We start from the raw sequence: 20590 nt of genomic DNA, 5'->3' as shown, positions 1-20590 counted from the left end.
GCGCGGCGCTACCGGTCCTAGGTGCGCGCCCCGCGGTAGTGGTCGGTGTCGCCGTAGGACCCCTCGCGGTTGACGACGGCGTCCTGAGTCTGGGACTGCTCGGCGTTCTCGAGCCTGGTGTTCGGGTCGAGGGTGTCGGCATGTTTCCACTGCTCGTCGAGTTGCTCGCGTGACGTCGCGGCCTCGCTCTGGTGCGCGGCCGCCCGCTCTTGCAGACGTTTGGCTTCGGCGGCCTTGGCTTCCGCCTCGGCCTGGGCGGCACGGGCCCGCGCGGCGGTTTCCTCAGCCAGTGCCTCACGGCGCTCGACCCGGGAGGACTCCACTCTGGCCCGCTCGCGAATCTCCTCGGCCTGCTGGATACGGCGACGCCGTTTTGCCCTGGTGGACACGACGATCAGCGCCACGATCAGCGCGATCACGACGAGTGCGGCGATCACGATCAAGACGATATTGCTGGTACTCATGGCGAACGGCGAACTCCATTGCTAGGACGGTTGCGGTGCTGCGGCGGTGTGCAAGGCCGTCTGGAGCGAATCCCCATATTCCACAAAACCAAAACAACGCCCGCGCAGTGCTACATGAAGTCCAGTGCCTCGACTGTCGCCGTTCCACCCTCGTGGGACGGCCGGTTCGCGCCACCGATCACGTAGATCGTGTGGCCCACCGTCGCCACCGCCTCGCCGTGGCGCGCGGTCGGCATCGGCGACAACGTCGACCATTTGCCTTCGGCGATGTCGTAGGCCTCCACCACCGACAACACTCGTGTCGGCTCCTCGCCGCCGACCGCCACCACCCGCCCGTCGATGTACGTGGCACCGTAACTTCCTCGTGGCGTCGGCATGTCGACCAATTTCGTCCAGGCCCCGGACTGCGGGTCGTACCGCTCGAACGCCGCGGAGTTCTTGTCGGCGGAAAGGAACCGGCCTCCGACGGTGTACACATAAGTGCCGTCGGACACCGCCGCGAGGTGCTCGCGCGGGGTCGGCATGTTGGCGGCGTCCTTCCACGAACTTCCGTCGAACACCTCGGTCTGGGGCACCAGTTGCTTGGCGTTCTGCCCGCCGACAACGATGAGTTTGTCACCGACCACCGCGGCCGCCGGGGCGGCCCGTGCGTGGGTGAGGCTCGGCAGCTCCACCCAGTTGTTTCCGCGCAACGCGAAGACCTTATTGGAGGCTTCGGCGATGTTGTCGTTGGCACCTCCGAGCACAATCACCTCGCCGCGATATGTTGCAGCGGCCGCGTGGTGCAGCGGCACCGGCAACGGCGGCCCGGTTTCCCAGACCCCGGTGCGTGGGTCGTAGCTCTCGACGGTGCTCAAAATCGTTCCGTTGTAGAGGCCACTGATCAACCAGATCTTGTCGCCCTGCACCGTCCACGCCATCATCAACCGGGGACTCTTGGCATCCGGCAAGGTGCGCCACTGCGCAACTGGTTGAGTCTTGCGCGCCGGAAGGGCCAGAGCTTCAGCCGCCGATACCACCTGCTGATCGCCGGGCCCGGTCGAGCCCCCGATCGCGTACACGGTCTTCTCCACCGCGGCGACCGCCATCCCGTGGCGCGCGGTCGCCATGTCCGGCAACCCGTCCCAGGTCTTTGCCATCAAGTCGAATACCGAGACGGTCTTGAGGACTTCTCCGCCGGACAATCCGCCTACCGCCACTAGACGGCCATCGGTTATCGCCACACCGAGATCGCTGCGGGGCCGCGCCATCGGTGGCAAGGTCGTCCAGGTCTTCGCGTCCGGATCGTACGCTTCGACCGCGGCCGAGTCGGTGCTTCCGCTGGTCCCGCCGACCGCGTACACCAGTTTGCCGTCAGTGGCCGCGGCCAGCATCTCGCGCGGAGTCGGGAGCGGGGCCCCCAGGCTCCAGGACGTGCCGTCGAAGATCTCCGTCGTGTTCAGCAGCGCGCCGTTGGCGTCCACGCCGCCGGTCACGATGATGCGGTCGCCGACGACCGCCGCGCCCGCTGCGGCGCGCGGTTGCAACATATGCGGCAGCTCGACCCAGTGACTGTTGACGACTCGCCAAACCTGGTCGCTAGCAACGTTTTTGGTGCTTGTCGTCTTCCAGCCACCCAGCACCACCGGGTTGCCCTGCCAGGTCACCGCGCTGGCACGTTGGACCGGAACCGGTAGGTCGTCACCACCCTTCCATTCGTCGATTGCGGGGTCGTAACCTTCGTGGCGCGCGGTTACGGAGCCGTTGCTTCCGATGCCGCCGAATATCCATATCGTGCCGTCCGATTGCGTGGTTGCCGCCGCGTCCCGTGCGATGCGCGCGTTGGTGATCGGTTTCCACTTGACCGGCGCCTGAGTCCGCGGCTGGCTTGCTGCGTTGGTGCTCTTGTTTTCGTCCTGCGACACCGCGAGGAAGACCCCGCCGGCGACGAGCAGCAGCACGACCAGGATCGCCGCGCCGACCAGCAGCCGACCCTTGGTGTTTTCAGGGCCGGCAAGCCCCCGCAGGCGCCCCGCCCTGGGCGGCGACGGCGGCGGGCTGTCCGGTGTCTGCGGAGCGCGTGGCGCGGCGTGTCCCGCGCGCGCATTGCGCAGCATTTTGGCGGCCTCGACCGGGTCGTCCACGATCGGGGGCTCTGGAGCCACGACATCGCGCGCCGGGGTGATCGACGGGTTGATCACGGAAGTGGGGTCCTCCGGAGGCCGATTCTCTCGTGCCAGGGCTTGTGTGCTGGCCGGATCGGGCGCCGGTGGCCGGATTGACTGTGGCACGCCGGTCGAGGAAGGCGGAGTCACCGCGTTGCCCGGCGCCGCGGCTACGGCCGTGCGCCCGGTGTGCTCGCCCACGCTGGTGATGGCCATTGCGTCCGGCTTCAACCCGCTGGCGCGCTGTGCGGCCTGCAACTCGCGGCCGAAAGCTTCGGCGGAAGCCGGTCGCTGCTCCGGGTCGATCGACATCGCGTGTTCGATCGCGGTGCACAGCGCGTCGGGGATCCCGTCCGGTCGCATGTCTGGAACCCCGGATGAACTGATTCGCAAATACTGCGCGATGAGGTCCTCACCCTTGCGTCGCTCATGGGCGGCGTTGCCGGCGATCAGCGCGTAGATGGTGGCACCGAGCGAATAGATGTCGGCGGCAACCGTCGCTGGGTTGCCGGTCATGACCTCGGGCGCGGTGTAGTCGATCGTGCCCGAGAAGAACCCGGTCGCCGTTTCGTAACCGCCTTCGATGTGGGCGATGCCGAAGTCGCTGAGCTGCGGTTCGCCATAGTCGTTGATGAGCACGTTGGCCGGTTTGATGTCGCGATGCAGGGTGCCGTTGCGGTGCGCGGTCTCCAGTGCACCGCACAATTTGACCCCGATCCTCAGGGCTTCGGGCCAGGGGATCGGGCCCTCGTGCCGCAACCGCACCGCGAGGGAATCGGCGGCGTGATACGGCATGACGATGTATGGACGGTTTCCGTTGGTCATACCGACCCGCAGGATGTGGACGATGTTGGGATGTCCGGACAGCCCGCCCATCGCGTAGCCCTCGCGGAGAAAACGTTCCCGGCTTTCCTCGTCGAGGTGCGAAGGCAGCACCTTGACTGCGACGTTTCGGCCCAGTGCCGTTTCGTAGCAGCGGAAGATCACACCCGCGCCGCCGCGGGCGACCTGCCGCGCGTCCTCGAACCCGGCGGTCGCCAATTCGGCTGCGATCCCGCTGGGTGCCGGCGCGCCCTCGGCCGGGGGTTCCTCAGGCATTCTCGGCTTTCCCCTCCCGATCAATAATTCGCGAGGTCAACAGTAGCGCGAACCGTACATCCCAGGGATACCGCTATGGCAACTATTGGTCCGGCGAGCTGCTGGCCGAACGCCTGGCGGCGCAGCGCGCGCGAGTCCGCAAGGGGCGCAAACGGGTCCGAGCCGGTTGGGGCCAGAATGGCCCTATGACACTGGATCTGAGCGCGTACTTCGACCGCATCGGTTATCGCGGCAGTGCCGCGCCGACTCTGGAAGTGCTACGGGCACTCGTGGCCGCCCACACCCGCGGCATCCCGTTCGAAAACCTGGATCCGTTCCTGGGCGTTCCCGTCGATGATCTCAGCGCCGAGGCGTTGACCGAGAAGTTGGTGCACCGCCGCCGCGGAGGCTACTGCTACGAGCAGAACGGTCTGATGGGCGACGCGTTGGAAGAGTTGGGTTTCCAGGTTCGCCGGCTCGGTGCCCGCGTGGTGTGGATGCGGCCGCCGCCGGCACCGACGCCCCCACAGACGCACACGCTGCTCGCGGTGACCTTCCCGGGTTGCCAGGGACCGTACCTGGTCGACGTGGGATTCGGTGGACAGACGCCGCCCGCACCGTTGCGGCTGCTGACCGGCGGCGTGCAGGACACCACGCACGAGCCCTACCGCCTCGAAGACCGCGGCGACGGGTTGGTGCTGCAAACTCAGCTCCGCGACCAGTGGCACGATCTGTACGAATTCACCACAGTCACCCGCCCGCAGATCGATCTGAGGGTGGGCAGCTGGTACGTCTCGACCCACCCGGCGTCGCATTTCGTGACCGGTCTGATGGTGGCCGCGGTCACCGACGACGCCCGGATGAACCTCGCCGGGCGAACCCTGACGATCCACCGCGCCGAAGGCAGCGAGAAGATCCTGCTCGAGAGTGCGGCGGCCGTGGTGGACGCCATCGTGCGACGTTTCGGCATCAACGTGCCAGACAGCAGCGCACTGGAGGCGCGGATAGATGGGTTACCGGCGCGGCAACCAGGAGCCGAGTCGGCTTAGGGCAGCTTCGATATCGCCGGTCGGCCCGGCGAACGACAGTCGGACGTAGCCGCTGCCCCTGCGTGGGTCGAAATCGATGCCAGGCGCGATCGCGACGCCGGTTTCCGCGAGCAGCTTCGAGCAGAATGTCAACGAGTCGGTGGTGTAGTCGGACACGTCGGCGTAGACATAGAACGCGCCGTCGGTAGGTGCCAGCCGGTCGACGCCGATCCGGCGCAGACCCTCGAGCAGCATCGACCGGTTGACCGAATAGTGCTGCAGGTTGGTCTCCGCCTCGTCGATCGATTCGGGGGTGAAGGCCGACACCGCCGCGATCTGCGATAGCACCGGCGGACAAATCGTGAAGTTGCCGGTGAGGCAGTCCACTGCCCGCCGCAGCTCGGTGGGTACCACCAGCCAGCCGAGTCGCCAACCGGTCATCGCGAAGTACTTCGAAAAGCTGTTGACGACCACTGCGTTTCGCGACGTCTGCCACGCACAACTGGTCTGTGGTGCGCCCTCATAGACCAGGCCGTGGTACACCTCGTCACTGATCAGCCGAACACCGGCCGTGTCGCACCACGATGCGATCGCCGCCAGTTCCTCCGGGGGGATGACGGTGCCGGTGGGGTTGGCCGGGCTGGCCACGATGACGCCCTTGACCGGAGGGTCGAGCTCGGCGAGCATCTGTGCGGTGGGCTGGAATCGGGTCTGCGGTCCGCACGGAATCTCGACCACCTCACATCCCAACGCGGACAAGATATTTCGATAGCACGGGTAACCGGGTGCGGCCATTGCCACCCGGTCGCCGAAGTCGAAGCAGGCCAGGAACGCCAGCAGAAAGCCGCCCGATGAACCCGTGGTGACCACCACCGCATCGGGTTCGACCGCGATGCCGTGCTGACGCTGGTAGTCCGCGGCGATCGCGGCACGCAGTTCCGGAATGCCCAGCGCCACCGTGTAGCCCAGTTGGTTGAGGTGCAGCGCCGCGGCAGCGGCCGCGCGCACTGGTTCGGGTGCGCCCGCACTGGGCTGGCCGGCGGACAAGTTGACCAGGTCGCCGTGGGTGCGTTGACGCTCGGCGGCAGCCAGCCACACGTCCATCACATAGAACGGTGGGATACCGGCGCGCAAGGCGACACGGGTGTTCACGATGTCAAGAGTACTTCGGACTCCAGTCTGCTCAGCAGAGTTCGTGGCGGGTCGAGCAAATGGGTACTGCCGTGCGCGCGTTTGAAATACAGCTGCATGTCGTGTTCCCAGGTGATCGCGATACCGCCATGCAGTTGGATACCTTCGGCAGCGACGGCGTTCAGCGTTTCAGTGGCTGCCAGTCGTGCCGTGGCGGCATTGGCAGGGTTGGGCGTCGCGCAGGCGTCGTCGACGACGGCGCGGGCGGCGGCGACCGCAACATACAGGTCGGCCATCCGATGCTTGAGCGCCTGGAAGCTGCCGATGGGGCGGCCGAATTGCACTCGGCTCTTGGCGTACTCGACGGTGAGCTCGAGGCAGCGCTCCGCGGCGCCGATCTGTTCGGCGGCCAATAGGATTGCCGCGATGTCGGCCATGCCGGGGTCGTCGCCCAACGGCTCGGATTCCTCGACCCGAACCCGGGCCAGCCTGCGGGTCAGGTCCATGGTGGTAACGGGCTGCGCGCTGAACTTGGTCCATCTGCTCAGCCGGCCATCGGCCGCGCCGCACACGACGTCGGCGATGTCGCCGTTGACCACGTATTCCGGGTGCAGCACCAGCGCCCCGATTGAACTGCCTTCGGCCAGTGCCCCGAGGGTCTCTTCGTCGCGCGAGGGTGCTGTCAGCAGCGCAAGCTCTGCCAGGGTGGTGCCCAGCAGGGGAGAGGGCACCAGGCCACGCCCGAGCTCTTGGAGAACGGTTGCCGCGTCGGCTAATTCGCCGCCTGCCCCGCCCAGTTCCTCGGGGACCACCAGGGCGGCCGCGCCGACCTGCTCACACAACAGCTGCCACAGCGAGGCGTCGTATCCGCGCTCGGACTCAATCGCCGCGCGTACCGCGGCCGGACGGGCGTGCTTGGCCACCAGGGCCGCCACGGTTTCCCGTAGCATTTCGCGTTCGTCCGCGGAAGTCATGTCAGCGCCTCCAGTACTCTGCGGCGGTGCGATTCCGTTGTGCCCCACGCAGACCGCAGCGACTGCACCCGCAACAGCAGTAGCGACAAATCGTGCTCCTGCGTGAAGCCGATGGCTCCGTGGGTCTGAAGTGCCGAACGCGCGGCCAGCAGACCGGCCTCGCCCGCGGCGACTTTGGCCGCGCTGACGTCGCGCGGTTCCAATGACAGAGCTGCGCCGTACACCAGCGGCCGGGCCAGTTCGATCGCGATGTGCACATCGGCCAGCTTGTGCTTGATCGCCTGGTAAGAGCCGATCACGCGGCCGAACTGCGATCGCTGTTTGGCGTAGTCGACACTGCCGGCGAGCAACGCCTGGGCCCCGCCGATCAACTGGGCGGCGGTGGCCAAGGCGCCGAATGCGTAGGCCTTGGCGGTATCCGCTGACCACGCATCGCCGACGGTGGTGACGTCGTAGAGGCGGCGGCTGGGGTCTACCGAATCGTGGCGCCGGCTCGGCGTGCACTCGTTGACACTGCCCTGACCCGCCAGCAGCACCAGCCCGGCGCTGTCGGCGTCGACGGCGCGCGGCACCTCCGGTGGGAGCGCGACGGTCGCGATGAGGTCACCGGATGCCAGGTCCGCGCTCCGTTGGTCATCCGCCAGCAGAATCGGTGCCACGGCGATGGATTCGGTGACTGGACCCGGCACGCACCAGCGCCCGAGTCGCTCCATCGCGACCACCAGGTCGACCGGCGAGGCATCGATACCGTCGTACTTCTCCGGCACGATCAGGGCGTTGACGCCGAGGTTGGTCAGCTGCTCCCACACCTTGAGCCCCGCTGCGGTGTCGCCCGCAGACCAGTCACGCACTGCGCCCGGCACATCTGCGACGGCCAGGGCGGCATCGATGCTGGCAGCGAAGTCGCGCTGCTGTTCGTCGAGGGCAAATTCCATCAGCGCTTCTCCCGGGGTAGACCTAGCAGTCGTTCGGAGATGATGTTGCGCTGAATCTCGTTGGTGCCGGCGTAGATCGGGCCACCCAACGCGAACAGCAGACCTTCGGTCCAGGGTCCGGCGAGTTCGCCGTCCGCACCCCGGATGTCGAGTGCGGTCTGGTGCAACGCCACGTCCAGTTCTGACCAGAAGACCTTGGTGACCGAGGATTCCGCACCCAGTTCGCCCCCGCGAGCCAGACGGGTGACGGTTTGGAAGGTCTGCAGGCGGTATGCCTGCGCCTTGATCCACCCGTCGGCCACGCGATCGGCGAACTCGGGCGGGGAGCCGCTGTCTTTCCATAGTTGCACCAGCCGCTGGGCCGCGGCGAGGAATCGGGCCGGGCTGCGCAGCGACATCCCGCGTTCGTTGCTCGATGTGCTCATGGCAGCACGCCAGCCGTCGTTGGGCGTACCTATGACGTCGTCGTCGGGCACGAAGACGTCGTCGAGGAAAATCTCGCCGAACCCGGTGTCACCGCCGAGTTGGACGATCGGTCGCACGGTGATGCCTTCGGCCTTCAGGTCGAACATGACGTAGGTCAACCCGTTGTGTCGCTGCGCGGACGGGTCCGAACGGAACAGCCCGAATGCCATGTCTGCGAACGGTGCCCGGGAACTCCAGATCTTTTGCCCGTTGAGCAGCCACCCGCCGTCGGTCCTGGTGGCGGTGGAGCGCAGCGACGCCAGATCGCTGCCGGCTTCCGGTTCCGACCAGGCCTGCGCCCAGATTTGTTCGCCGCTGGCCATTTTCGGCAGGATGCGGTCGAGCTGCTCTTGGCTGCCGTGGGTAAACAAGGTCGGTGCCAGCATCGAGGTGCCGTTCGCGCTGGCCCGGCCGGGTGCACCGGCGCCAAAGTATTCCTCCTCGTAGACCACCCAGTGCAGCAGCGGCGCGTCGCGACCGCCGTACTTCTTCGGCCAGTTGATCACCGACAGGCCCGCATCGAACAGGACCTTGTCCCAAACACGGTGCTGGGCAAAGCCTTCGCGAGTGTCATAAGACAATGTGGGGATATGCTCCCGATTGGCCACGAGAAACTCACGCACTTCGGCCCGGAAGGCCAAGGCTTCCTCGTCGAAGCTGAGATCCATTTCAAACCAACTCTCGCAATTGTGGTTTTACCACCTTGCCGCCGGCGTTGCGCGGCAACGCATCGACGAACCGCACCGAGCGGGGTGCCTTGAAGTTCGCCAGATGCTCACGGGTGTAGGCGATTACCGCTGCTTCGTCGAGGGCGGCGCCGGGCCGGGTGACCACGAACGCGCGTCCGACCTCGCCCAGGCGGTCGTCCGGGACGCCGATCACCGCGGCGTCGGCGATACCGTTCATCCGGGCCAGCACCTGCTCGACCTCGGCGGGATAAACGTTGAACCCACCGCAGATGTACATGTCCTTGAGCCGATCGGTGATACGAAGGTTGCCGGCCTCGTCGACCACGCCGATGTCCCCGGTATGCAGCCAGCCGTCGGAATCTATTGCCGCGGCGGTGGCCTCGGGATCGTCGAGGTAGCCCAACATGACGTTGGGGCCGCGCAGCAGCACTTCCCCGGTGTCGTCGATGCGGAGCTCGAAGCCCGCGAACGGGCGTCCGCAGGTGGTTGCGACGGTCACCGCGTCGTCCTCGGCGCGGCACATCGTGCCCATCCCGTTGGCTTCGGTCAGCCCGTAGGCGGTCAGCACGATGTCGATGTCGAGTTCGGATTGCATCCGTTCCACCAGTACCACCGGCACCGTGGCCGCTCCGGTGACCGCGAAGCGCAGCGAGCTCAGGTCGTAGTCGCCGCGGGAGGGGTGATCCAGCAGGGTCTGGTAAATCGTCGGCGGACCGGGCAAGACGGTGATGCGGTGCTGCTCGATCGCCTGCAGGGCGCGCAACGGGTCGAAGGTCAGATGCGGAATCAGGGTCGCACCGGTCTGCAGACAAGCCAGGATGCCGGCCTTGTAACCGAAGTTGTGGAAGAACGGGTTGATGCAGAGGTAGCGGTCGGCGCTGGTGATCTTGCCGTTGGCGGCCCACGACGCCGAGGCCGCCAGCGACTGCCGGTGCGCGCAGAGCACCCCTTTGCTGCGGCCGGTGGTACCGGAGGTGAACAGGATGTCACTGACGTCGTCAGGGTCGACCGCGGCGGCGCGCCTTTTGACCGCGGCGAGGTCGGTGCCCCGGGCCATGAACTCGTCCCAGGTCCCGTCGTTCTCGTCGATCGGGATCCGCACGATGTGGCGCAGCGCGGGTAGCGTCTGGCGGTCGAGGTCGGCGGCGCGGTCGGCGCCCAGGAACTTCCCCGCCGCGAAGAGCACCGGCGCCTCGGTGCGGGCGATAATGTCGGACGCCTCGGCGGCGGTATAACGCGTGTTGAGCGGCACCATGGCCGCACCGGCGTGCTGGATGGCCAGGCAAGCCACCACCCAGTGCCAGGTGTTCGGCGACCAGATGGCCACCCGGTCCCTCGGCTCGACGCCGAGCGCGATCAGCGCGGCCGCCGCCCGGTGCACCTCGTCGCGCAGCGCAGCGGCGGTGAAGGTGTGGTCGTCGGTGATCAGCGCGGCGTGGTCGGGCAGTTCAAGCGCCAGAAGATCCAACGCCGCGGGAATTGTGCGGGGATCCCTGGACATGGCGGACGCTCCTTCTCAACCGGCCATAGCCAGGCTAACAAAGCAAGTGCTTGGTAGGTTAGCCTACAGGGTATGCAGGACGTCGAAGAGTTCCGGGCGGAGGTCCGCCAGTGGCTCGCCGACAACCTCGTCGGCGAGTTTGCAGCGCTGAGGGGTCTTGGCGGGCCGGGGCGAGAGCATGAAGCCTTCGAGGAACGCCGGGCGTGGAACCAGCATCTGGCCAAGGCGGGACTGACGTGCCTGGGCTGGACGGAGGAGCACGGGGGACGCGGCCTGTCGATCGCGCACCGCGTGGCGTTCTACGAGGAGTACGCCCTCGCCGACGCCCCGGACAAGGTCAATCACTTCGGGGAGGAGTTGCTCGGGCCGACGCTGATCACATACGGCACCCCCGAACAGCAACAGCGCTTCTTGCCGCACATCCTCGACGTCACCGAGCTGTGGTGTCAGGGATACTCCGAGCCCGGGGCGGGCAGCGACCTGGCCAATGTGTCGACCACAGCTGAACTGGACGGCGACCAATGGGTGATCAACGGTCAGAAGGTGTGGACGTCGCTGGCCCACCTGTCCCAGTGGTGCTTCGTGCTCGCGCGTACCGAGAAGGGGTCGAAGCGGCACGCCGGCTTGTCGTACTTGCTTGTGCCGCTGGATCAGCCGGGAGTGCAGGTGCGCCCGATCGTGCAGATCACCGGCACCGCCGAATTCAACGAGGTGTTCTTCGACGACGCGCGCACGGACGCCTCACTGGTGGTCGGTCAGCCGGGCGATGGATGGCGGGTCGCCATGGCAACGTTAACGTTCGAGCGCGGCGTCTCCACACTGGGGCAGCAGATCGTCTATGCCCGTGAGCTTTCCAACCTGGCCACGCTGGCGCAGCGCACCGGCGCGGCCGACGACCCGTTCATCCGGGAGCGACTGATGCGGGCCTGGACGGGGCTGCGGGCCATGCGGTCGTATGCGCTTGCCACCATGGACGTCGAGCAGCCGGGACAGGACAATGTGTCAAAGCTGTTGTGGGCCAATTGGCATCGTTCGTTGGGTGAGCTGGCCATGGATGTGGTCGGCAAGCCGGGACTGACGCTGGACGACGGCGAATTCGACGAATGGCAGCGGCTGTATCTGTTCACCCGTGCCGACACCATCTACGGCGGCTCCAATGAGATCCAGCGCAACATCATCGCCGAGCGGGTGCTCGGTCTGCCCCGGGAGGTCAAAGGATGACATTGTCCGAGGTACCCGAAGAGATTGCGGGACACGGACTTCTGCAGGGCAAGGTGGTGGTGGTGACCGCCGCCGCGGGCACGGGAATCGGCTCAGCCACGGCACGCCGTGCGCTGGCCGAAGGTGCTGACGTCCTGATCTCCGACCACCATGAACGCCGGCTGGGCGAGGCGGCATCGCAATTGTCGGTCTTGGGGTTGGGCCGCGTGGAGCACGTGGTGTGCGACGTGACGTCCACCGCCCAGGTCGACGCGCTGATCGCGTCATGCACGGCCCGGTTCGGCCGGCTCGACGTCCTGGTCAACAACGCCGGACTGGGCGGGCAGACACCCGTGGCCGATATGACCGACGAGGAGTGGGACCGCGTTCTGGACGTCTCGCTGACGTCGGTTTTCCGTGCCACCCGTGCCGCATTGCGGTACTTCCGCGACGCACCGCACGGCGGCGTGATCGTCAACAACGCCAGCGTGCTCGGCTGGCGGGCCCAGCACTCGCAGTCGCACTACGCCGCCGCCAAGGCCGGGGTGATGGCCCTGACCCGTTGCAGCGCAATCGAAGCCGCCGAGTACGGAGTGCGGATCAATGCGGTGTCACCGAGCCTTGCGCGGCACAAGTTTCTGGACAAGACGACATCGGCCGAACTGCTGGATCGGCTGGAGTCGCAAGAAGCTTTCGGGCGTGCAGCCGAACCCTGGGAAGTGGCGGCCACGATCGCCTTTCTGGCCAGCGATTACTCGAGTTACCTGACCGGAGAAGTGATTTCGGTGTCCAATCAGCATGCTTGAGGGGACCTGAGGCCGAGGGCCGACGAAGTCTCGAGCATGAGTGCCGAGGATGGTGCGTGGCGAAAGCGTGGGCGCCGGCCGTTTCTGACCAACCCATGTATCGCAGTAGGCGGCGATCAACTCCGCGACAGGCATGATCATAGAAACCCCGCCGCCACCAGAACGTCCTGGGGTCGCAAGTTTCGGGCTTACCTCAGCGGCCGCCCATTCTGGTAGAAGTCAGCGGCCACACCTGGCTAGCCGGCAAGCAACTTCTGCAGGTTGAACACGGCCGAGAAACCGGTGTTGCTGTTGAACAAGCCCGAGCCAATGCCGCTGAAGAGGGTCTCTGGCAAACCTTGGAAGGACGCGGGGACGCCGTTGTTGAAGAAGCCCGAGACCAGGCCGTTGAGACCGATTCTGAAGCCGGGAGCTAACAGACCGCCGGCAGCGCCGCTAGCGACGTTGTTGAAGCCCGACATACCGCCGGCGACGGAGACAGCAAGCCCAGTGGGATTGTTCACGACAGCGCCCAGGGCCGTGTTGTTGAAGCCCGAGACGGAGCCGTTGTAACTGACAGAGAGGATGGGTAGAGCCCCGTTGCCTACGGCGCCAGCGGCCGTGTTGTTGAAGCCCGAGACGTTGGTACCCGTGGTATTGAAGCCCGAGTGAGTCAAGCCGGAATCGGTGGAGATGTTAAAGCCCGTATTCACGTTGCCCGCATTGAAGAAGCCTGTATTCACGTTGCCCGCATTGAAGAATCCGGTATTGAGGTTGCCGGCATTCCCATTGCCCGTATTGCCGAAGCCGGAGTTCCCGAAGCCCGTGTTGCCTGGTTGTGGATTCAGGGGATCGGCTAGGCTGCCGAGGATGCTGCCGCCGGAGTTGCCGCCGCCGGTGTTCATGTCGCCGGAGTTACCCCAGCCGGTGTTCAAGGTGCCCGAGTCCCCGAAGCCGAAGTTCCCGGTCCCGGTGTTTCCGAGGCCGATGTTGCCGAAGCCGGAATTCCCGATGCCGAGGCCCTGTAATTTGCCCAGATCAGCAGGCGCAATATTGGCGCCGGAGTTGAATATGCCGACGTTGCCGTCGCCTGAGTTGAAGAAGCCGATGTTGTTGGTTCCGGAGTTTCCGAAGCCGATGTTGCCGGTGCCGGAGTTGAGGCCGAATTGGAACTGCCCGGACACCGTGTCGTAGTAGGTGCCCCCGACACCGATCAGGTTGTTGCCCGTCAGGCCGAAACCGCGGTTGTTGTTTCCGGTGTTGCCGCCACCCACGTTGCCCATGCCGGTGTTGCCAAGGCCGATGTTGTTGTCACCGAAGTTTCCAGCGCCGATGTTGCGGCTGGTGCTGCTCTCTGCGAGGTTTCCAAAACCGATGTTTCCACTGCCGTTGTTCCCGAAACCGAAGTTGTAGTTGCCCCGGTTGCCGAAGCCGGCATTGTTCAGACCGTTGTTGCCCGCGCCTACGTTTGAGCTGCCGGTGTTGCCATTCCCGAAGTTGCCGGCTCCGGTGCCGCTGTTGTTGCCGCTGCCGATGTTGCCGCCACCCTTGTTGCCGAGACCGAAGTTGGGGTCGGTGGGTGCGGCGGTGGGTCCACCGACCAGCTTGCCGAGGCCCGGCAGGCCCTGCAGCGTCTGCGTCCACGACGACAACTGCGCGGCCACGGCCGACGCCCCTGCGTGGTAGCCGGTCAGGGCGGCGACGTCGGCGGCCCAGAATTCTTCATAGGCGGCCTCGGCGGCCGCGATGAAGGGTGCGTTGAGGCCGAAGAAGTTGCTGCGCACCGCCTGCACGAAGGCCTGGCGGTTGGCCGCGATCGCCTGCGGGTGAATGGTGGCTGCTTTGGCGGCCTCGAATGCATTGGCCACCGCTTTGGCGCCGGCGGAGGCGGTGAGAGCGCGCAGCGAGGCGGCCTTGAGGAACGCGGCATAAGGGTTGGCCGCTTGGGTCATCGCGTCGGCGGCGGGGCCTTGCCAGGCCTGGCCGGTCAGCCCCGAGGTCACCGACGAAAATGATTGAGCCGCGGCGTCCAACTCTTCGGCCAGGCCCGACCAGGCCGCCGAGGCCTGCAGCATGGGAGTGGGGCCCGCGCCCAGGCACATACGAAGGGAATTGATCTCCGGTGGAAGCATTGCGAAACTCATGGCCTTGACCTCCGTTAATCCCGTCACCTGTGACGAGCGAACCCGACGGAGAGACCATACGCCGCAGCCATCCGACTTTGTTCCGTATTGCCAAAATATTTCGAAGTATCTGTTTGGAGTGCACGCTCCGCGCTTTGGCGCTGGTACGAGCTTTGCCGACCGAAGCGCTAGGTCGTCTGGCCAGAGACCGAAAACACAGGCGCAACGGTTGGATTCTGCGGAGTTCTCCAAACCGATGTGGCATGCACCGGAGTTGCCCGATGTGGTCTCCAGCTAGCGTCGAATGTTGGAGTCCGTTCTCTGATGGCTGGTGTTTCCGAAGCCGAGATTCCGCCGTCGACGGCTCTTGGTCCCAACCTTTCAGCAAAGTCGAGTGCCAAGCGGGCCCGGCTTGGCCGGCCGGATTGGCGGTCGTCGAATAACTGAAGCCTGCCGCAGCAAGCCGCGTCGTTGGCCGAGCAAGCGCTTGGTTGATACGCTGAGCGGGTGGAGCGAGTGGCCGGTCACGCTAACAGCCGCCGAGACGAGTTACTGGAGCTCGCCGCGGTGATGTTCGCCGAGCGCGGGTTGCGGGCCACCACGGTGCGCGACATCGCCGACGGTGCCGGCATCTTGTCGGGCAGTCTCTACCATCACTTCGCCTCCAAGGAGGAGATGGTCGACGAGCTACTGCGCGGGTTCTTGGACTGGCTGTTCGCGCGCTACCGCGAGATCGTCAATAGTGAGCCGAACCCCTTGGAGCGGCTCAAGGGCCTGTTCATGGCCTCTTTCGAGGCTATCGAGCACCGGCACGCCCAAGTCGTCATCTATCAGGACGAGGCTCAGCGACTCTCGGGCCAAGCCCGGTTCTCCTACATCGACGAACGCAACAAGCAGCAGCGCAAGATGTGGGTCGATCTGCTGAATCAGGGGATCGAAGAGGGCTACTTCCGGCCCGACCTGGACGTAGACCTGGTCTATCGCTTTATCCGAGACACCACGTGGGTGTCGGTGCGCTGGTATCAGCCCGGCGGACCGCTCACCGCGCAGCAGGTCGGTCAGAAATACCTCGCCATCGTTTTGGGCGGGATCGCGAAAGAAGGAGTCTGAACATGGCGGGGTTTTCCGAGGCCTATGTCATCGAAGCTGTGCGCACCGCGGTCGGCAAGCGCGGTGGCGGATTGGCCGGAATCCACCCCGTCGATCTCGGTGCCCTGGGGTGGCGTGGACTGCTGGACCGGGTGGACGTCGACCCGGCCGCCGTCGACGACGTGATCGCCGGTTGCGTTGACGCCATCGGTGGGCAGGCCGGCAATATCGCCCGGCTTTCCTGGCTGGCAGCGGGCTATCCGGAGGAGGTGCCCGGTGTCACCGTGGACCGGCAATGCGGATCCAGTCAGCAGGCGATTTCCTTTGGTGCGCAAGCGATCATGTCGGGTACCGCGGACCTGATCGTGGCGGGTGGCATGCAGAACATGAGCCAGATCCCGATCTCATCGGCGATGACCGTCGGCGAGCAGTTCGGATTCACCTCGCCCACAAACGAATCCAAGCAATGGCTGCACCGGTACGGCGATCAGGAGATCTCTCAGTTCCGGGGTTCGGAGATGATCGCCGAGAAATGGAACCTGTCCCGCGAAGAGATGGAGCGCTACTCGTTGGCGAGCCACGAACGTGCGTTCGCGGCCATCCGGGGCGGCAACTTCGACAACGAAATCCTCAGCGTGGAAACCGAGACCGGGCCGTTCCGAGTGGACGAAGGCCCGCGCGAGTCGTCGCTGGAGAAGATGGCCGGGTTGAAGACCCTGGTCGAGGGTGGCCGGCTGACCGCGGCGATGGCCAGCCAGATTTCCGATGGGGCGGCCGCGGTGCTGCTGGCATCCGAACAGGCGGTCAAGGACCACGGTCTGAGGCCGCGTGCCCGCATCCACCACATCAGCACCCGTGGTGCCGACCCCGTCTTCATGTTGACCGGGCCCATCCCGGCCACCCGTTATGCGCTGGAGAAGACGGGCCTGTCGATTGACGACATCGACACCGTCGAGATCAACGAGGCGTTTGCGCCGGTTGTTCTGGCCTGGCTCAAGGAAATCAAGGCCGACCCGGAGAAGGTCAATCCCAACGGCGGCGCCATCGCACTCGGGCACCCGTTGGGTGCCACTGGCGCCAAGTTGTTCACCACCATGCTGAACACCCTGGAGCGTATCGGTGGTCGCTACGGACTGCAGACGATGTGTGAGGGCGGTGGCACGGCGAACGTGACGATCATCGAGCGGCTCTAGACCCCCCTTGGCGCCGAGTGTGAATGCTGCGACGCTTTGCCGGCGTGTCGTGTCGTAGGATTCACACTCGCTGAGGTGTGGGGATGGGCGACGGCGGAGATCGGCGGTCCGGTGGCAGCCTGCGCGCATGGACTGGCCGTTTCTCGGCGCTGAAGCCTTGGCCACCAAGGCGATCCCCGAGCGCGCGATGCGCGCGCTCTACCGACCCGTCTACCCGGGGGTGTACAGCCCGGTCGGCATAGAACTGTCTGCGCGCGAACGCGCGCAAGCCGCATGGCTGTGGTCGCGGCGCCGCGGCATTGTCTCCGGCAACTCGGCCGCAGCCCTGCTGGGCGCGAAGTGGGTCCGCCCGTCACTCCCGGCCGAACTGGTTTACGACAATCGAAAACCTCCGCCGCGCATAGTTGTTCATACCGATACTGTCGAGCCGCACGAAACGGTGACCCTCGACGGGATCACGGTCACCAGCCCCGCGCGCACTGCCTTCGACATCGGCCGGCGAACCACCAACAGATTGCACCGGTTGCAGCACCTCGATGCCCTGGCCAACGCGACCCACCTCAAGATGACCGATGTGGCGAGTGTGATCGCCGAACACCGCGGCGCGCGTGGACTGGTCAGACTTCGCCGGGTGTTGCCGCTGGTCGACGGCGGCGCGGAGTCGCCGCAGGAGACGCGGACCCGACTGGCGTTGATCGATGCGGGCTTGCCGAAACCGAAAACGCAGATCAGGGTGTGCGACGAGTACGGGTGCTTCGTGGCCCGGATCGATATAGGATACCGGGAACTTCGCGTCGGCATCGAATACGACGGACCACAGCACTGGACCGATCCTGAACAACGTGATCGGGACATCGACCGGTACACGGCGCTACTGGATCTGGGCTGGACGATCGTCAAGGTGGGCGGCGACCTGCTCCGCTATCGGGAGGCGACATTCATCGGGCGTGTCGTCGCGGCGATGCAGGCGGCCGGTTGGCAGTGGTGACTCCGGCGAGTGTGAATCGCACGACGGTCAATCGGCGTGTCGCGTCGTGAAATTCACACTCGGCGCAGGAGGGGTGCGCAGGAGGGACCCGGTTCAGGCGTCGTAGTCGACCGAGACGAACGGCGTCGTCGGGTGCGACTGGCAGGTGAGGATGTAACCAGCGTCCAACTCTGCCTGCCCGAGTGCGAAGTTGTGGTCCATCTCGACGTTGCCCTCCACGAGCTTCGCCCGGCAGGTGCCGCACGCCCCACCCATGCAGGCATACGGCGCATCGTCGCGAACCTGCAGGGCACCTTCGAGAATCGAGTCGCCGGGCGTCAGATCGTACGTCCACTGCTTACCTGACAACGTGAACGTCACCGTCGCGCCTTCGTAGGAATGTTCGGCGGCCGAACCGGTTTCGAAGCCGTGGAAGAGCTCGAGGTGAATGCGCTCGGGGTCCACTCGGTGCTCCAGCAGCGACTCGCGCACCGCAGTGCTCATGTCCATCGGACCGCAGATGAACCACTCGTCCACGGCGTCGGGCTGCAGGTTGCCGGTCAGCCACAGGTTGAGTTTGTCGCGGTCGATCCGGCCACGCAGTTCCGGAGTGTGCAACGCCTCGCCCGAAAGAACGTGCAGGATTTCCAGCCGGTCGGCGTAGCGCGACTCGAGGCGGTCGAGCTCGGCCCGGAACATCGTCGATTCTTTGGTGCGGTTGCCGTAGATGAGGGTGAACCGGCTCTCGGTCTCGATCTCCAACGTCGTCGCCAGGATCGACAACACCGGCGTGATCCCGCTGCCGGCCACCAGCCCGACGTAGTGCTTGCGGTTCAGCGGATGCAGCGCAGTGCCGAACCGTCCCGTCGGGGTCATCAGTCCGAGCACGTCACCGGCCTGCAGCTGTTCGGCCACATACGTCGAAAAAGCGCCGCCGGGAATGTGTTTGACCGCAATCCGCAACTGCGCACGCGTTGCGGGGGCGCAGATCGAGTAGTTGCGCCGGACGCCCTCGGCGCCGACCACCGTCACGTGCTGGCCAGGCTCGAACCGGAATGCATCCTGCAGCTCCTCGGGTACTGCGAACGTGACCAGGGTGCTGTCGGCGGTAATCGGGTCCACGGAAGCCACCGGAATGCGGTGCAGCACAGCGTGCGGCGAGCTGGACCGGGCAGGCATCCGCACCGGCAGCAGCTTGGCGAGCCTGCCGTTGAGTTCCTTCCACTCCCGGTATTCGTCCGGATTGAGCTGCTGCCCGAACACGGTGTTTATCGCCGCGTTGCGCTCCAGATAAGCCTCTTCGTTGCGCTTCCACGTCCGCAGGTAACGGTAGAACGGCACCGACGGGTGCAGGTGGTGCACCAGGTGGTAATTCTGCGACAGCAGCACGGGGGTGAACAGCCATTCGGCGCCGACACGGTTGCGGGTGGCGCGGTACCGGTTCGTGCGCTGAGTGTCCGCGAGCCCGTGGTGGGGCAGCCAGTCGAACCACCACGCCAGGACGGTGAGACCGATGCGCTGCGGGATCAGGAAGACGACCGCCAGGATCCAGAAATTCCCGGTGGTAATGGCGACGCACAGTCCGGTCAGACTCAAGACCGTCATCACGATCGTCTCGGCGACCTCGACAACGGGCCTGCTGCGGGCGCGCGGAAGGTAGTACCTGAGGTAGAAGTACTCCACCATCGACCAGCGCAGCGGCAATTGCCACCACTTCCCGTGCGAGGCGAATGTGTCCGGATCCTGGTCGTCGTCGTTGGAGTGCCGGTGGTGCTGGATATGGATGTACCCGAACGATGGGAAGGCGACCACCGGACCGACGAACAGCCACGCCAACCGACCCATCAAGCCGTTGACCCAGCGAACGGAGCTGATCGAGTAATGCGCCGCGTCGTGCACAACGGTGAACATCACGAACGTGACGGCGGCGTTGACCGGGATGGTCACCCACCAGGGCGACCAGCCGTGGAGGTAACCGACCGTGGTGGTGAGGAACGCGGTCAGCGACGCAAGAAAGATCCCGATGGTGGGCAGCGCCAGCTTGGGTACGGCTTCACCGGGATCGGGCAGCGCGTGCTGCGCGGTGGCCCCGGATGCCGCGGGGTTGGTCTCAACGGTGGACATAGCTGAACGAGCCTAGTCGACACGCGTCAACTACTCCACCAGCGCGCAGGCGGTCTATCCAGTGTTCAAGCGGCGAGGATCGCGACATCATAGGCAGACAGCTGTTCGTCGGCGGTGATGATCGCCAAGTCGAGCAGCTGAGCCTGTGCGATGAGGACGCGGTCGAACGGATCCTTGTGGTGATCCGGAAGCTCGGCGGTCCTCAGCGTATGCGCGTGTTCGACCGGCAACGGAGACGTTCCGGAGCGGCGCATGCGATCGGGCACATATGAGACCGGTGCTTCGGGCAATGGGAGTTTGCCGAGCCGATACTTGATCGCTATCTCCCACGCGCTCGCTGCCGACAAGAGAATGCTCAAGCGGATGTCCTGAACGATCTCGCGTGTCTGGTCGCGCAGGCGGTCAGGGTCTGATTGCATCCACAGCCACACATGGGTGTCGACGAGGTAGCGCTTCACTGGTGGAAACTGTCGAGAACATCGTCCGGCAACGGAGCATCGAAGTCCTCAGGCACGGTGTACACGCCATGGTCTGTGCCCAACTGTCGGATTTCCCGAGGGCGGAACGGTACTAGCTTTGCCACGGGTTCACCCCCGCGGGCAATCTCGACTTCCTGCCCGCTGTCTACGAGCCGCAGCAGCTCCGAGAGGCGGGTCTTCGCCTCGTGGACGCCGACCCGCAATGCACTCGACTTAGTCATT

16 protein-coding genes and 1 pseudogene are annotated in these 20590 nt (G+C 65.6%); 6 read left to right on the top strand and 11 right to left on the bottom strand.

Annotated features, from left to right (window positions below; genetic code table 11):
• Nucleotides 1–17: 17 nt before the first annotated feature.
• Both ACX9NE_RS11275 and ACX9NE_RS11270 read right to left on the bottom strand, forming a co-directional pair.
• On the bottom strand, nt 18–464 hold the full coding sequence (locus tag ACX9NE_RS11275; protein WP_459361712.1) for a hypothetical protein: 447 nt from the start codon (nt 462–464) through the stop codon (nt 18–20).
• 110 nt (nt 465–574) lie between these two features.
• The gene (locus ACX9NE_RS11270) at nt 575–3706 is read right to left on the bottom strand and encodes a Kelch repeat-containing protein (RefSeq protein ID WP_459361713.1); all 3132 of its coding nucleotides are present in this window, start codon (nt 3704–3706) and stop codon (nt 575–577) included.
• Nucleotides 3707–3891: 185 nt separating this feature from the next.
• On the opposite strand from ACX9NE_RS11270, the gene ACX9NE_RS11265 reads away from it, so the two are divergent.
• Complete coding sequence (locus ACX9NE_RS11265) at nt 3892–4734, top strand: arylamine N-acetyltransferase family protein (protein ID WP_459361714.1); 843 nt, start codon at nt 3892–3894, stop codon at nt 4732–4734.
• On the opposite strand, the gene ACX9NE_RS11260 is transcribed toward ACX9NE_RS11265, so the two are convergent.
• The 5 genes from ACX9NE_RS11260 to fadD3 are packed head-to-tail and all read right to left on the bottom strand — an operon-like array spanning nt 4699 to nt 10408.
• Entirely contained in the window at nt 4699–5865 is a 1167-nt protein-coding gene (locus ACX9NE_RS11260; protein ID WP_459361715.1) for a pyridoxal phosphate-dependent aminotransferase, read from the bottom strand. The genes ACX9NE_RS11265 and ACX9NE_RS11260 overlap by 36 nt on opposite strands.
• A complete protein-coding gene (ipdE2, locus tag ACX9NE_RS11255) occupies nt 5862–6818 on the bottom strand; it encodes an acyl-CoA dehydrogenase IpdE2 (RefSeq protein ID WP_459361716.1) in 957 nt (318 codons plus the stop codon). The genes ACX9NE_RS11260 and ipdE2 overlap by 4 nt, the downstream gene beginning before the upstream one ends.
• Nucleotides 6815–7753: an acyl-CoA dehydrogenase family protein gene (locus ACX9NE_RS11250; RefSeq protein ID WP_459361717.1), complete on the bottom strand. Its 939-nt coding sequence runs from the start codon at nt 7751–7753 to the stop codon at nt 6815–6817. Before ACX9NE_RS11250 ends, ipdE2 begins: the two co-directional genes overlap by 4 nt.
• Nucleotides 7753–8886, bottom strand: coding sequence for an acyl-CoA dehydrogenase family protein (locus ACX9NE_RS11245; protein WP_459361718.1), 1134 nt, complete (start codon nt 8884–8886; stop codon nt 7753–7755). Before ACX9NE_RS11245 ends, ACX9NE_RS11250 begins: the two co-directional genes overlap by 1 nt.
• Nucleotide 8887: 1 nt before the next feature.
• Nucleotides 8888–10408, bottom strand: a complete 1521-nt coding sequence (fadD3, locus tag ACX9NE_RS11240) for a 3-((3aS,4S,7aS)-7a-methyl-1,5-dioxo-octahydro-1H-inden-4-yl)propanoate--CoA ligase FadD3 (protein ID WP_459361719.1) — start codon at nt 10406–10408, stop codon at nt 8888–8890.
• A 72-nt stretch (nt 10409–10480) separates the two neighbouring features.
• On the opposite strand from fadD3, the gene ipdE1 reads away from it, so the two are divergent.
• Both ipdE1 and ipdF read left to right on the top strand, forming a co-directional pair.
• Complete coding sequence (gene ipdE1, locus ACX9NE_RS11235; protein ID WP_459361720.1) at nt 10481–11629, top strand: acyl-CoA dehydrogenase IpdE1; 1149 nt, start codon at nt 10481–10483, stop codon at nt 11627–11629.
• Nucleotides 11626–12414, top strand: a complete 789-nt coding sequence (gene ipdF, locus ACX9NE_RS11230) for a (5R,7aS)-5-hydroxy-7a-methyl-1-oxo-2,3,5,6,7,7a-hexahydro-1H-indene-carboxyl-CoA reductase (protein ID WP_459361721.1) — start codon at nt 11626–11628, stop codon at nt 12412–12414. The genes ipdE1 and ipdF overlap by 4 nt, the downstream gene beginning before the upstream one ends.
• Nucleotides 12415–12650: 236 nt before the next feature.
• On the opposite strand, the gene ACX9NE_RS11225 is transcribed toward ipdF, so the two are convergent.
• A complete protein-coding gene (locus ACX9NE_RS11225) occupies nt 12651–14537 on the bottom strand; it encodes a PPE family protein (RefSeq protein WP_459361722.1) in 1887 nt (628 codons plus the stop codon).
• Between the two features lie 486 nt (nt 14538–15023).
• Between ACX9NE_RS11225 and kstR2 the strand changes: the two genes are divergently transcribed.
• The 3 genes from kstR2 to ACX9NE_RS11210 all read left to right on the top strand — a co-directional run bounded on the left by kstR2 (nt 15024) and on the right by ACX9NE_RS11210 (nt 17786).
• Nucleotides 15024–15626, top strand: coding sequence for a TetR family transcriptional regulator KstR2 (gene kstR2, locus ACX9NE_RS11220; protein WP_459361723.1), 603 nt, complete (start codon nt 15024–15026; stop codon nt 15624–15626).
• 2 nt (nt 15627–15628) lie between these two features.
• Complete coding sequence (gene fadA6 / locus ACX9NE_RS11215) at nt 15629–16798, top strand: steroid 3-ketoacyl-CoA thiolase FadA6 (protein ID WP_459361724.1); 1170 nt, start codon at nt 15629–15631, stop codon at nt 16796–16798.
• A gap of 127 nt (nt 16799–16925) precedes the next feature.
• Nucleotides 16926–17786: a hypothetical protein gene (locus ACX9NE_RS11210; protein WP_459361725.1), complete on the top strand. Its 861-nt coding sequence runs from the start codon at nt 16926–16928 to the stop codon at nt 17784–17786.
• A 93-nt stretch (nt 17787–17879) separates the two neighbouring features.
• Here ACX9NE_RS11210 and ACX9NE_RS11205 read toward each other — a convergent pair whose 3' ends face one another.
• The 3 genes and pseudogenes from ACX9NE_RS11205 to ACX9NE_RS11195 form a co-directional block, all read right to left on the bottom strand.
• Nucleotides 17880–19889 (bottom strand): fatty acid desaturase, encoded by a 2010-nt coding sequence (locus tag ACX9NE_RS11205; protein WP_459361726.1) that lies wholly within the window; start codon nt 19887–19889, stop codon nt 17880–17882.
• A gap of 65 nt (nt 19890–19954) precedes the next feature.
• Nucleotides 19955–20347, bottom strand: a complete 393-nt coding sequence (locus tag ACX9NE_RS11200; protein WP_459361727.1) for a type II toxin-antitoxin system VapC family toxin — start codon at nt 20345–20347, stop codon at nt 19955–19957.
• Nucleotides 20344–20574: pseudogene (locus ACX9NE_RS11195) on the bottom strand (type II toxin-antitoxin system Phd/YefM family antitoxin); the annotation flags it as partial. The pseudogene ACX9NE_RS11195 and the gene ACX9NE_RS11200, both read right to left, overlap by 4 nt.
• Between the last annotated feature and the right edge of the window lie 16 nt (nt 20575–20590).

This window comes from Mycobacterium sp. ML4 (assembly GCF_054515735.1).
Note: the sequence above shows the minus strand (reverse complement) of the source record. Positions and strands in the feature narration are given on the sequence as shown.